The sequence below is a fragment of the Streptomyces sp. NPDC102406 genome (assembly GCF_044765725.1).
Taxonomy (GTDB): Bacteria; Actinomycetota; Actinomycetes; order Streptomycetales; family Streptomycetaceae; genus Streptomyces.
In genome coordinates, this window is the sequence record NZ_JBIWKP010000005.1 from 612,521 (window position 1) to 625,797 (window position 13,277).

10 protein-coding genes are annotated in these 13,277 nt (G+C 70.0%); 2 read left to right on the top strand and 8 right to left on the bottom strand.

Going from position 1 to position 13,277, the window contains the following annotated elements; genetic code table 11:
- Positions 1-33 precede the first annotated feature (33 nt).
- Together ACIRF8_RS23995 and pta are read right to left on the bottom strand one after the other, a co-directional pair.
- Positions 34-1,260 carry an acetate kinase gene (locus ACIRF8_RS23995; RefSeq protein WP_404217495.1) on the bottom strand — a complete coding sequence of 409 codons (1,227 nt, stop codon included), beginning with the start codon at positions 1,258-1,260 and terminating at the stop codon, positions 34-36.
- Positions 1,261-1,292: 32 nt separating this feature from the next.
- Positions 1,293-3,368, bottom strand: a complete 2,076-nt coding sequence (gene pta / locus ACIRF8_RS24000; RefSeq protein ID WP_404217496.1) for a phosphate acetyltransferase — start codon at positions 3,366-3,368, stop codon at positions 1,293-1,295.
- 275 nt (positions 3,369-3,643) lie between these two features.
- On the opposite strand from pta, the gene ACIRF8_RS24005 reads away from it, so the two are divergent.
- Positions 3,644-4,669 (top strand): 6-phosphofructokinase, encoded by a 1,026-nt coding sequence (locus tag ACIRF8_RS24005; protein ID WP_404217497.1) that lies wholly within the window; start codon positions 3,644-3,646, stop codon positions 4,667-4,669.
- Between the two features lie 16 nt (positions 4,670-4,685).
- On the opposite strand, the gene ACIRF8_RS24010 is transcribed toward ACIRF8_RS24005, so the two are convergent.
- The 6 genes from ACIRF8_RS24010 to ACIRF8_RS24035 all read right to left on the bottom strand — a co-directional run bounded on the left by ACIRF8_RS24010 (position 4,686) and on the right by ACIRF8_RS24035 (position 11,129).
- The gene (locus tag ACIRF8_RS24010; protein ID WP_404217498.1) at positions 4,686-5,387 is read right to left on the bottom strand and encodes a helix-turn-helix domain-containing protein; all 702 of its coding nucleotides are present in this window, start codon (positions 5,385-5,387) and stop codon (positions 4,686-4,688) included.
- Between the two features lie 100 nt (positions 5,388-5,487).
- A complete protein-coding gene (locus tag ACIRF8_RS24015; RefSeq protein ID WP_404217499.1) occupies positions 5,488-6,315 on the bottom strand; it encodes a carbohydrate ABC transporter permease in 828 nt (275 codons plus the stop codon).
- Positions 6,316-7,122: a carbohydrate ABC transporter permease gene (locus tag ACIRF8_RS24020; RefSeq protein ID WP_404217500.1), complete on the bottom strand. Its 807-nt coding sequence runs from the start codon at positions 7,120-7,122 to the stop codon at positions 6,316-6,318. It abuts the gene before it with no gap.
- Positions 7,123-7,258: 136 nt separating this feature from the next.
- Positions 7,259-8,620 carry an extracellular solute-binding protein gene (locus ACIRF8_RS24025; RefSeq protein WP_404217501.1) on the bottom strand — a complete coding sequence of 454 codons (1,362 nt, stop codon included), beginning with the start codon at positions 8,618-8,620 and terminating at the stop codon, positions 7,259-7,261.
- Positions 8,621-8,799: 179 nt separating this feature from the next.
- Positions 8,800-9,501 (bottom strand): response regulator, encoded by a 702-nt coding sequence (locus ACIRF8_RS24030; RefSeq protein WP_404217502.1) that lies wholly within the window; start codon positions 9,499-9,501, stop codon positions 8,800-8,802.
- A complete protein-coding gene (locus ACIRF8_RS24035; protein ID WP_404217504.1) occupies positions 9,498-11,129 on the bottom strand; it encodes an ATP-binding protein in 1,632 nt (543 codons plus the stop codon). Before ACIRF8_RS24035 ends, ACIRF8_RS24030 begins: the two co-directional genes overlap by 4 nt.
- 229 nt (positions 11,130-11,358) lie before the next feature.
- On the opposite strand from ACIRF8_RS24035, the gene ACIRF8_RS24040 reads away from it, so the two are divergent.
- Positions 11,359-12,744 (top strand): cation:dicarboxylate symporter family transporter, encoded by a 1,386-nt coding sequence (locus tag ACIRF8_RS24040; RefSeq protein WP_404217505.1) that lies wholly within the window; start codon positions 11,359-11,361, stop codon positions 12,742-12,744.
- The last annotated feature ends 533 nt before the right edge of the window (positions 12,745-13,277 follow it).

Genomic DNA, 13,277 nt, shown 5'->3' on the forward strand with positions numbered 1-13,277 from the left:
TCTGGTGGAATCTACAAATGGGCGGGCGGGTGCTCAGGCGTTGCGATTCTCCGGCCCGGCGACCAGAGCGTAGGTCTGCTGCGCGATCTCCAGCTCCTCATCGGTGGGGACCACCGCGACGGCGACCCGGGCGTACTCGGGCGAGATGATCCGGGCTTCGTCGGAACGTACGGAATTCAGTTCGCCGTCGACCGCGAGACCCAGCTCCTCCAGGCCCGCGACCGCGGCCTCCCGCACCGGCGCCGCGTTCTCACCGACCCCCGCGGTGAACGCGATCGCGTCCACCCGGCCGAGCACCGCGTAATAGGCGCCGATGTACTTCTTCAGGCGGTGGATGTAGATGTCGAAGGCGAGCCGCGCCTCCTCGTCACCCTCGTCGACGCGGCGCCGTATCTCCCGCATGTCGTTGTCGCCGCACAGACCGATCAGACCGCTCTTCTTGTTGAGAAGGACGTCGATCTCGTCCGCGGACATGTTGCCCACCCGCATCAGATGGAAGATGACGGCCGGGTCGACGTCTCCTGAACGGGTACCCATCACCAGGCCCTCCAGTGGCGTGAGCCCCATGGAGGTGTCCACGCACCGGCCGCCGCGCACCGCGGACGCCGAGGCGCCGTTGCCCAGGTGCAGGACGATGACGTTGACCTCCTCGGGCTCCTTGCCGAGCAGCTCGGCCGTCTTGCGCGACACGTACGCGTGCGAGGTGCCGTGGAAGCCGTAGCGCCGGATGCGGTGCTCGTCGGCGGTCTTCACGTCGATCGCGTAGCGCGCCGCGGACTCCGGCATCGTCGTGTGGAACGCCGTGTCGAAGACCGCGACCTGCGGCAGGTCGGGGCGCAGCGCCATCGCCGTACGGATGCCGGTCAGGTTCGCCGGGTTGTGCAGCGGCGCCACCGGGATGAGCCGCTCCACCTCCTTGAGCACGGCGTCGTCGATGACGGTCGGCTCGCTGAAGAACAGTCCGCCGTGGACCACGCGGTGGCCGATCGCGGCCAGCTCGGGCGAGTCGAGACCGAGGCCGTCCTGGGCCAGCTCGTCGGCGACCGCCCGCAGGGCCTCCTCGTGGTCGGCGATCGGCCGGCTCTGCTCGCGGGGCTCCTCGTCCCCGCCGCTCAGCGGCGTGTGCTTGAGGCGTGAGGTCTCCTCACCGATGCGCTCGACGAGACCGGCGGCCAGCCGGGTGCCGTCGCGCATGTCGAGGAGCTGGTACTTCACCGACGAGGAGCCGGAGTTGAGGACGAGGACTCGGGTCGCGGTCACGGAAGCAATGCCTTTTCGTCGGGTACGAGGGTTCAGGTGGCCGGCGTCTGGGCCTGGATCGCCGTGATGGCGACCGTGTTCACGATGTCCTGCACGAGCGCGCCGCGCGACAGGTCGTTGACCGGCTTGCGCAGGCCCTGGAGGACCGGGCCCACGGCGATCGCCCCGGCCGAGCGCTGCACGGCCTTGTACGTGTTGTTGCCGGTGTTGAGGTCGGGGAAGATCAGCACGCTGGCCTGGCCCGCGACCTCGGAGCCGGGCAGTTTGGTGGCCGCGACGCTCGGCTCGACCGCGGCGTCGTACTGGATCGGCCCCTCGATCCTCAGGTCGCCGCGCACCTCGCGGACCAGCTCGGTGGCCTCGCGGACCTTGTCGACGTCGGCGCCGGAGCCGGAGGTGCCCGTCGAGTACGACAGCATCGCGATGCGCGGGTCGACCCCGAACTGGGCGGCGGTGACCGCGGACTGCATGGCGATGTCGGCGAGCTGGCGGGCGTCAGGGTCCGGGTTGACGGCGCAGTCGCCGTAGACGAGGACCTTGTCGGCCAGGCACATGAAGAAGACGGAGCTGACGATCGCGGCGTCCGGCTTGGTCTTGATGATTTCGAAGGCGGGCCGGATGGTGGCGGCCGTGGAGTGCACGGACCCCGACACCATGCCGTCGGCCAGGCCCTCCCTGACCATCAGCGTGCCGAAGTAGTTCACGTCGGCGACCACGTCGTGCGCCAGCTCCACCGTGACGCCCTTGTGGGCGCGCAGCTCCGCGTACGCGGCGGCGAACCGGTCCCGCAACTCGCTGGTCTGCGGGTCGATGAGTTCGGTGTCGGCGAGGTCGACGCCCAGGTCGGCGGCCTTCTTGCGGATCTGCTCGACCGGCCCGAGCAGGGTCAGGTCGCAGACGCCGCGGCGCAGCAGGACCTCGGCGGCGCGCAGCACCCGCTCCTCGGTGCCCTCGGGCAGCACGACGCGGCGCTTGTCGGCGCGGGCCCGCTCCAGGAGCTTGTGCTCGAACATCATCGGCGTGACGCGGTCGCTGGCCGGTGCCTGGATGGTGCGGAGCAGCCCGGCCGTGTCGACGTACCGCTCGAAGAGGCCGAGGGCCGTCTCGGCCTTACGGGGCGTCGCCGCGTTCAGCTTGCCCTCCAGGGCGAAGAGTTCGGCCGCCGTCGGGAACGAGCCGCCGGACACGGCGACGACCGGGGTGCCCGGCGCGAGCCGGTCGGCGAGCTTCAGGATCTCCTCGCCGGGCCGCTCGTTCAGGGTGAGCAGCACGCCCGCGATGGGCGGGGTCCCGGCGCTGTGCGCGGCGAGCGAGCCGACGACCAGGTCCGCGCGGTCGCCGGGGGTGACGACCATGCAGCCCGGGGTCAGGGCGTTCAGGAAGTTCGGCAGCATGGCACCGCCGAAGACGAAGTCCAGGGCGTCGCGGGCGAGCCCCGAGTCGTCGCCGAGCAGCACCGTGCCGCCGAGGGCGTGGGTGATCTGCGCGACGGTCGGCGCGGAGAGCGCGGGCTCGTCGGGCAGGACGAAGGCGGGCACCGGGACGTGGGCGGCGAGCTGCTCGTGGATCGTGTCGCGGTCCTCGGCGGCGACCCGGTTGGCGATCATCGCGAGGACGTCGCAGCCCAGGCCGTCGTAGGCGCGGTAGGCGTTGCGGACCTCGGCGCCCACCGACTCCGCGGTCTGCTTCCTGCCGCCGACGACGGGCAGCACGGACGCGCCGAACTCGTTCGCGAGGCGGGCGTTGAGCGCCAGCTCGTCGGGGAGCTGGGTGTCGGCGAAGTCGGTGCCGAGGACCAGCACCACGTCGTAGTCCTTGGCCACCGCGTGGAACCGGTCGACAAGGCGCGACAGCAGCTCGTCGGTGCCCTGTTCGGCCTGGATCGCGGCGGCCTCGTGGTAGCCGAGGCCGTAGACGCTCGCCGGGTCCTGGGAGAGGCGGTAGCGGGCCCGCAGCAGGTCGAAGAGGCGGTCGGGGCCGTCGTGGACGAGCGGGCGGAACACGCCCACCCGGTCGACCTGGCGGGTCAGGAGCTCCATGACTCCCAGCTCGACGACCTGGCGGCCGTCGCCCCGGTCGATCCCGGTCACGTACACGCTGCGCGTCACGCGTGCTCTCCGTTTCCCTCGTGGTCCTCGATGGACGTGGTCCTCGGCGGACGGCCGAAAAAAATGGCCGTAATGAAAGCCCTGCCCTCTTGACAATACCTCCGGCGATGGGTAAGCCGCGCCCCGGCCGAAGGCCCTGTCCAGCACGGTCCAAGTGCCCTCGGACAGCATGCCGAAGCGCCCCGGCCCGACGGGGCGCGAACGCGACTCCTCCCGGAGCGTGGAAGAATCGCAGTGGCTCACACGTACCGGCAGCGAGCAGGAGACACAGCACGATGCGTATCGGAGTTCTGACCGCAGGCGGCGACTGCCCTGGACTGAACGCAGTGATCCGGTCGGTCGTGCACCGAGCCGTCACGCACTACGGCGACGAGGTGATCGGCTTCGAGGACGGCTACGCCGGACTGCTCGACGGCCGCCACCGCCCCCTCGACCTCAACGCGGTCAGCGGCATACTCGCCCGCGGCGGCACCATCCTCGGCTCGTCCCGTCTGGAGCGCGACAAGTTCCGCGCGGCCTGCGAGAACGTCAAGCAGCTCACCGAGGCGGCCGGCTTCGACGTCCTCATCCCGATCGGCGGCGAGGGCACGCTCACCGCGGCCCGGATGCTCTCCGACGCGGGCCTGCCCGTCGTCGGCGTGCCGAAGACCATCGACAACGACATCTCCTCCACCGACCGCACCTTCGGCTTCGACACCGCCGTCGGCGTCGCCACCGAGGCCATGGACCGCCTCAAGACGACCGCCGAGTCCCACCAGCGCGTGATGGTCGTCGAGGTCATGGGCCGGCACGCGGGCTGGATCGCCCTGGAGTCCGGCATGGCCGGCGGCGCCCACGGCATCTGCCTGCCCGAGCGCCCCTTCGACCCGGCCGACCTGGTCAAGATGATCGAGGAGCGGTTCGCCCGCGGCAAGAAGTTCGCCGTCATCTGCGTCGCCGAGGGCGCGCACCCCGCCGACGGCACCATGGACTACGGCAAGGGCGCCATCGACCAGTTCGGCCACGAGCGGTTCCAGGGCATCGGCACCGCCCTCGCCTACGAGCTGGAGTCCCGCCTCGGCAAGGAGGCGCGGCCCGTCATCCTCGGCCACGTGCAGCGCGGCGGCACCCCCACCGCGTACGACAGGGTGCTCGCCACCCGCTTCGGCTGGCACGCCGTGGAGGCCGCCCACCGCGGCGAGTTCGGCAAGATGACCGCGCTGCGCGGCACCGACATCACCATGGTGCCGCTCGCCGACGCGGTCACCGAGCTGAAGACGGTCCCGAAGGACCGGATGGACGAGGCCGAGTCGGTCTTCTAGGGCCGTCCTCCAGGACCTACGGGTTGCGGATCCTGGACCAGAACTCGTCCAGGATCCGCTCCAGGAAGTCCCGCCCCGCGTCCCCGGACCCGGCCGAGGCGCCGCCGCCCCAGCTCAGCGTGGACGTCATCAGCGCCTGGTACTCCAGGTGCATCTCGTGCAGCACGTCCTCCGCCTCGCGCCGCTGCACCGGCACGAGCCGCGTCAGCGGTCGTACGTACGCCTGCCAGCGCGTGGTCGCCGCGCTGCGCAGCAGCTCCGTCAGCGGTCCGTCCCGGCCGGTCACCGTCGTGAACGCGCGGGGCGCGAGCCGTAGCGCCCCGGCGAGCGCGCTCGACTGGCGGTCGTTGCCCCGCCACTCGCCGGTCTCCTCCATCCGCAGGTACGCGTGGATCTCGACGCCGACCTCGCGCGCCACGTCCTCGGGGGCGAGGCCGAGCGAGAGCCGGTGCTCCCGCAGGGTCCGCGGTACGCCGATGAGCTCACCCGGCGAACACCACAGCGCCCCGGCGAGCGCGGTCAGCTCACTCGCCAGGGGCGCCGCGTCGCCGCGCTCCCAGGCGATGATCGTCTCGGGGGTTATGTGCGCGAGCCCGTAGGACGCGCGCATGCCGTACGCGACATGGCCGGGTGCCATCCCGAGCGCCTCGCGGAGGCGGCGGGCGGCAGGGGCGTTGAAGGGCGGGGTGGGCTGATGCGCCGCGGCGGTGTGCTGCACGGGCACAAAGTAGGGGGGAACGCGCCGCTTGGCTACGGTGCGTTCGTGATACGTCACATGTCGTAGGAAAATACGGGGGAGCGCACGGGCCCCGGCGGCCTCATCCCTTGACCGCGCCGCCGAGGGCGAAGCCCCCGCCGAAGCGGCGCGAGACGAGCACGTACAACAGGATCACCGGCGTCGAGTAGATGATCGAGAACGCCGCGAGCTGGCCGTAGACGACCGTGCCCCGGTTGCCGAAGAAGTCGTTGATGCTGACCGACGCCGGCATCTGGTCGGGGGAGAGCAGCAGCATGAAGGGGACGAAGAAGTTGCCCCACATCATGGCGAAGCAGAACACCGTGACGACGGCGACACCCGGACCCATCAGCGGCAGCACGATCCGCACCAGGGACTGGAAGGTGCCCGCGCCGTCGGTCCACGCCGCCTCCTCCAGCTCCTTCGGCACGCCGTCCATGAAGTTCTTCATCAGCCAGACGGCGAAAGGGAGTTGGGACGCGGCGAAGAAGTAGATGGTGCCCGCCATCGTGTCGATCAGATCCACCTGCACGAACAGCGCGTAGACCGGGACCATGATCGCCGTGATCGGCAGGCACGTCGCGAAGAGGATCGTCGTCAGGTACGGATTGTTCAGGCGCGAGCGGTACCGGGACAGCGGATACGCGGCGAGCGCCGCGCAGACGACCGTGAGGGCCGTCGCGCCGCCGCACAGGATCAGGCTGTTCAGCAGCGGGGTGAAGGTGATGTCCGGTTTCAGGACCGCGTCGAAGTTGTCCAGCGTCGCGTGCGCCGGGACCTTCACCTTGAGGTTCGCGTCGGCGTCGAGGGACGACAGGACGACCCAGGCGAGCGGCAGCGCGAAGGCACAGGCGACGAGGGACAGGGCCACATCGGCGGTGAGCCGGTCCCGGGTGCGGCGGCGGCTCATTCAGGCCTCCGAGCGCAGCAGGCGCATGTAGACCAGCGAGAACAGGGAGCCGACCACGAGAAGGAGCAGGGCTACCGCCGTGCCGTAGCCGATCATGCTCTTCTGGAACGCCTGCTCGTACATGAACAGGGGCAGCGTCTGACTGTGGTTGCCGGGCCCGCCGCGCGTCATCACCCAGATCAGCCCGAAGACGGACAGCGTCTGCAACGTGTTGAGCATCAGGTTCGTCCCGATGGAGCGGCGGATCATCGGCAGGATGACGTGCCACAGGCGCTGCCCGGCGTTGGCGCCGTCGACCTCGGCGGCCTCCGTGATCTCCTTCGGGATCTCGGAGAGCGCCGCCGAGTAGACCAGCATCGAGAAGGCCGTGCCGCGCCACACGTTCGCGAACGACACGGCGAGGATCGGCAGCGTGAACAGCCAGTTCTGCCGTGGCAGTTGGAGCCAGTCGAGGATCGCGTTGAGCGTGCCCTCCCGGCGGAAGAACGCGTAGAGCAGGAACCCCGCGACGACCTCGGGCAGCACCCACGCCGTGACGACCACGGCACCCGTGGCCGTACGGACCGGCTTCGAGGCGCGCTGCATGAGCGCCGCCAGGGCGAGCCCCAGGGTGTTCTGGCCGATGATCGACGACAGGAACGTGAAGACGAGCGTCAGCCGGACCGCGTTGAGGAAGGCGTCGTCCCGGAACGCGGCCGTGAAGTTGTCGAACCCGACGAAGGAGGACTCCGCCTGTCCGGTGAGCTGGAGGTCGGTGAAGGCGATGTACGCGCAGTAGGCGATGGGGCCCGCGAGGAAGAGAGCCATGATGATCGTGGCCGGGGCCAGCGGAAGGGCTCGGAGCACTGTCGTGGAACGGCGTTTCACAGGTGTGGTCGCCTCCGGTGCGATGAAGCGTCTGCCGGGTACGGGTGGCGGGTGGCCGGGACGTTCGCGACACGCCCTACGGTTTGGCGACGACCTTGCCGTCGGCCGCCGTCTTCACCTGCTCGTCGTACGTCGCCGCCGCCTCCTGCACCGAGGAGTCCCCGGTGGTCACCGACTCCATCGCCTCCTGGATCGCCGTGGACACCTTGGGGTACGCGGGGTACGCAGGGCGGTAGTGCGTCGTGGCGACCAGGTCGGTGAAGAACTTGATGCCGGGCTGCGCCTTCACGTACGCCGGGTCGGCGGCGACGTCCTTGCGGACCGAGATGCCGGAGTTGGCGATGTACCAGCGCTGCGCGTTGGCCTTGGTCTGCATCGTCTTGATGAAGTCGAAGGCGAGGTCCGGGTTGCCCGCCTTGGCAGGGACGGCCCACGTCCAGCCGCCGGACATACTGACCTTGCCGGGCGCCTGGCCGTTCTGCGTCGGCATGGCCGCGAGCCCCAGCTTCTGCGACCACTCGGGCCATTCGTGGCCGCTGCCCTCCAGCCAGTCCTGCGGGAGCCAGGAACCGTCGAGATCGATGCCGAGCTTGCCCTTGGGCAGCATCTCACCGCGCACCCGAGTCGCCCAGTTCGGGTCGAGGGCGTCGGAGACGTCGGGCCCGAGCTTCTCCTCGAACACCGTCTCCACGAAGCCGAGACTGTCCTTGAACGCCTTCGAGCCCGTGATCCACTTATGGGACGAGGTGTCGTAGAGCGGCTCGGCGCCACCCGTCCCGTACAGCAGCATCTCGAAGCCCTGCATGGTCGCGGCCTCGCCGTTCGGCTTGCCGGTGTAGACGTTCAGCGGGATCGCGTCCGGGACCTTCCTCTTGATGGCGCGGGCCGCGTCGAGCACCTCGTCCCAGTTCTTGGGCTGCCAGGGCGTCGCGATCCCGGCCTTGGCGAAGATCGCCTTGTCGTACCAGAGGCCACGCGTGTCCGTGCCGTCCGGGACGCCGTACGTCTTGCCGTCCTGGGCCTTCGCCGCCGTCTTCGCCGTGTCGACGAACTGGTCCCAGTCCGCCCACTTGCCGAGGTACTGGTCCAGCGGCTTCAGATATCCGCTCGTGATGTCCGAGTTGATGAGGAACGTGTCCTCGTAGACCAGATCAGGGGCCGTCTTCGGGGAGCGCAGCATCTGCTGGAGCTTCGTGTAGTACTCGGAGTCCGGGGCCTTGATCGGGACGAGCTCGACCTTCTTGCCCGGATGGGCCTTCTCGAACTGCTTCTTCATCGCGGCCAGATAGGTGTCCATGACCTTGATCTGGTTGTCCGTCGACTGCTTGAACGAGACCTTGATCGTGTCGGAGTCGCTGCCGGAGCCGCCGCCGCAGGCGGTGAGCGTTCCGGCGGCCAGCAGGGCGGTGGCGACGAGGAGAGGGGCGGTGGGGCGCACGGGCACGACCTCCTACGGAGCTCACGGGCATCGTTGCCTCGCGGGGCTGCCCGGAAACGTACGGGCCGCTTCCGAGCAAGGTCAATGGGTCTGCGACGGCACGGAGTTGAGAAGGCGAACCGGGCCGGGAAACCGATCGACACCGGCCTTATCGTGACCGGAGGCACCGGCCCGCCCGCTCACCCGCTCCCGGGTCCGCCGAGCCCCTTCCACGTGTAGACCAGCTCCGGCCGGCCGACCTGCCCGTACTGCGGGCTGCGCACACAGAGCCCCGCCTCGACCAGATGCTCCAGATAGCGGCGCGCGGTGATGCGCGAGATACCGACCGACCCGGCGGCCGACGTCGCCGTCAGCCCCCCGGGCGCGGCCTCGCGCAGCGCCTGCGTGACCCGCTCCAGGGTGGGCGCGCTCAGCCCCTTGGGCAGGGCGGCCGGAGCGGGGGAGCGCAGATTGGCCAGCGCCCGGTCGACCTCGTCCTGCCCGGTCGCCTCACCGCTCGTCGTGCGGTACTCGGCATAACGCGCGAGCCGGTCGCGCAGCGTGGCGAACGTGAAGGGCTTCAGCACGTACTGCACGACCCCGAGCGAGACACCTTCCCGTACGACGGCCAGATCGCGGGCCGAGGTGACCGCGATGACGTCCGCCTGATGCCCGGCGGCGCGCAGCGACCGCGCGAGCGCGAGACCGTGCCCGTCGGGCAGGTGCAGATCGAGCAGGATCAGCTCGACCGGCGTCCGGTCCAGGGCACGACGTGCCTCGGCCGCGGTGTGCGCCTTGGCCACGGTCACGAACCCGGCCACCCGGTTGACGTAGAGGGCGTGGGCGTCGGCGGCGACAGGGTCGTCCTCCACCACCAGGACTCTGATCCGCGGGTCCGTCATGGTGTTCCGTTCTGGGAGGCAAGGGCGCCGGCCGGGTCCGCCGCCAACGGCAGCCGCGCCGTGAACGCGGCCCCGCCCTCCGGCGACCGGCTCAGCTCCAGTGTCCCCCCGTGGCGGCGCACCGCCTGCCGTACGAGCGCGAGCCCGAGACCGCGACCGCCCGGCTCCGCGGGCTTCGTCGACCAGCCGCGCTCGAACACCGCGTCCGCGTGCTCCGGATCCACCCCGGGCCCGGTGTCCGCCACCCGCAGCAGCAGCGCCTCGGCCGTGGCGCGGGCCGTCACCGTGACCCGGGCCCCAGGCGAGCCCTGCGCCGCCTCCACCGCGTTGTCGACGAGATTGCCGAGCACCGTCACCAGATCCCGGGCCGACAGCGCCTGCGGCAGCAGCCCGTCGTCGATCCGCGTGTCACCGGACACGACCAGCTCCACGCCGTGCTCGTTGGCCTGCGCCGCCTTCCCGAGCAGCAGCGCGGCCAGCACCGGCTCGCTCACCGCGCCGACGACCTGGTCGGTCAGCGCCTGGGCCAGCTCCAGCTCGGCGGTGGCGAAGTCCACGGCCTCGTCGGCGCGGCCCAGCTCGATCAGCGACACCACGGTGTGCAGCCGGTTCGCCGCCTCGTGCGCCTGCGACCTGAGCGCCTGCGTGAACCCTCGCTCCGAGTTCAACTCGCCCATCACCGACTGGAGTTCCGTGTGATCGCGCAGGGTCACCACGGTGCCGCGCCGCTCACCACTGGCCACCGGCGACGTGTTCACCACCACGACCCGGTCGGCGGTCAGATGGACCTCGTCGACGCGCGGCTCGGCGGCCAGCAGGGCACCGGTCAGCGGCGCGGGCAACCCCAGTTCGGCGACGCCCCGCCCCACCGCGTCCTCCTCCACCCCGAGCAGTTCGCGCGCCCCGTCGTTGATGAGCGCCACCCGCCGCTGCCCGTCGAGCATGACCAGACCCTCGCGGACGGCGTGCAGCGCGGCCTGGTGGTAGGCGTGCATCCGGCTCAGCTCGGTCGCGTTCATCCCGTGCGTGTGCCGCCGCAGCCTGGCGTTGATGACGTACGTCCCGATACCGCCGAGCACGAGCGCGGCCCCCGCCACGCCCGCCACCGCCAGCACCTGCCCCCGCGCCTGCGCGGTGATCTCGTCGATGGTGATACCGGCACTGACGAGCCCGACGACCCGGTGCCCGCCCCCGTACACCGGAGTGATCACACGCACCGACGGCCCGAGCGTCCCGGTGTACGTCTCCGAGAACGTCCGGCCCTCCAGCGCAGGCCCGATGTGCCCCAGGTACCGCTTGCCGATCTCCGGTTCGCGGGGGTGCGTCCACCGGATGCCGTGCGGGTCCATGATCGTCACGAAGTCGACGCCGGTGTGCCGTCGCACGGCGTCGGCGTACGGCCGCAGCGGCTCCGACGGATCGCCCGGCCCCTCGATGGCCGCCCGCACCGACGGCGCGTCGGCGACCGCGGTGGCCGCCGCCGTCGCCTGCCGCCGCGCCGCGCTCTCCGCCTGACCGCGGTCGCTGACGTACGTGAACAGCGCGCACCCGGCGACCACCACCGCCACCAGAACGGCCTGCATCGCGAAGAGCTGCCCGGCCAGGCTGCGGGGGAGGGGGAGACGCATCCCGCCAGTCTGCCCGTTCGTTTCGGTGCGAACTAAATGAACGGAAGGGTGACGGTCCTCACGGCCTGGGAGATAGTCACCGGGATTCGCCGACCGTGAGCCGCACGGCCTGCGCGCACGCGCCCTCCCCGGCCCGCGAACCATCCAGCCGGAGAGCCGGCCCGTCCGTCGTCCGCATCGCACCGATCCGAACCGTTCCAGTACGCCGTCGTCGTCGTCAGGAGGAACCGTGGCCGAGTCCGGGACCGCAACCACGCCCACCGCCCCCAAGCGGGACCGCACCCACTATCTCTACATAGCCGTCATCGTGGCCGTGCTGCTCGGCATCGCCGTCGGCTTCATCTGGCCCGACTTCGCCAAGGAGCTCAAGCCCATCGGCACGGGCTTCGTGAACCTGATCAAGATGATGATCTCCCCGATCATCTTCTGCACGATCGTGCTCGGCGTCGGCTCGGTACGGAAGGCCGCCAAGATCGGCAAGGTCGGCGGCCTCGCCCTCGGCTACTTCATCGTCATGTCGATGGTGGCCCTCGCCATCGGCCTCGTCGTCGGCAACATCCTGCACCCCGGCGACGGCATGCACCTCACGGAAGCCACCAAGGAAGTCGGCCACACCGCGGCCAAGGACGCCGCGGAAGGCCCGGTCGACTTCATCCTCGGCGTCATCCCCACGACGATGGTCTCCGCCTTCACCGAGGGCGAGGTCCTCCAGACCCTCCTCGTGGCCCTCCTCGTAGGCTTCGCCCTTCAGGCCATGGGCCGCTCCGGCGAACCGGTCCTGCGCGGCGTCGAGCACATCCAGAAGCTGGTCTTCCGTGTCCTCGGCATGATCATGTGGGCCGCCCCGCTGGGCGCGTTCGGCGCGATGGCCGCGGTGATCGGCGAAACCGGCATGGACGCGCTCCAGGCCCTCGCCACGATCATGGTCGGCTTCTACGTCACCTGCGCCCTGTTCGTGGGCATCGTGCTGGCGGCGATCCTGCGCCTGGCGACGGGCTTCAACATCTTCGCCCTGCTGAAGTACCTCGGCCGCGAGTTCCTGCTGATCCTGTCCACGTCGTCGTCGGAGTCGGCGCTGCCCCGCCTCATCGCGAAGATGGAGCACCTGGGCGTGAGCCGCCCGGTCGTCGGCATCACGGTGCCGACCGGCTACTCGTTCAACCTCGACGGCACCATGATCTACCTGACCATGGCGTCCCTGTTCATCGCCGACGCCATGGACCAGCCGATGAGCGTGGGCCAGCAGATCGGCCTGCTCCTCTTCATGATGATCGCCTCGAAGGGCGCGGCCGGTGTCTCCGGCTCCGGCATCGCGGTGCTCGCGAGCGGACTCCAGTCGCACAAGCCGGCGCTGGTCGACGGGGTCGGCCTCATCATCGGCATCGACCGCTTCATGAGCGAGGCCCGCGCCCTGACGAACTTCGCGGGCAACGCGGTGGCCACGTTGCTGATCGGCACGTGGACCGGCGAGGTCGACCGGGACCGGGTGCGGCGGGTGCTCGCCGGAGAGGTGCCGTTCGACGAGCGGACGCTCCTCGACACGACCGAGGACGACGAGGCCGAGGACATGCCGCGGCTGCGCGGCGAGGCGGCGAAGGAGCCCGTCGGGACCTGAGTGGCTCGCAGGGGGCGGGGTCCGGCACCTGGGTGCCGGACCCCGCTTTTGTACTACCGGCGTCGGTGGCGTAAGGTCCTTCGAGTTGTCACGGAGCCGACGGCTCCGCGACGTCACCTCCCGCCGCGGTAGCGGCACTCAAACACCAGCACGATCTCCCACTGGGATTGATTTCGGCGTACCCGATTTCAATTCGCTATTGGGTTGCGCACGGCCTGATCGTTCCGATTAGGAAGAGCCGCGAGGATCCGCTAAAGTTTGGGACGTCGGAACGGCCGAACAGCCAGGAAGACAAACCCGGTTGACAGGGAATCAGGCCCGAAAGGATCTGATAGAGTCAACACCGCAGGAAGGCCGAAAAGCCGGAAAGCGGAGCAAGACCCCGAGGAAATCGGATCGGAAAGATCTGATAGAGTCGGAAACGCAAAACAGCAAGACCGAAGGGAAGCGCCCGGAGGAAAGCCTCAGACAGTGTCTGTGGGTGAGTACAAAGGAAGCGTCCGTTCCTTGAGAACTCAACAGCGTGCCAAAAG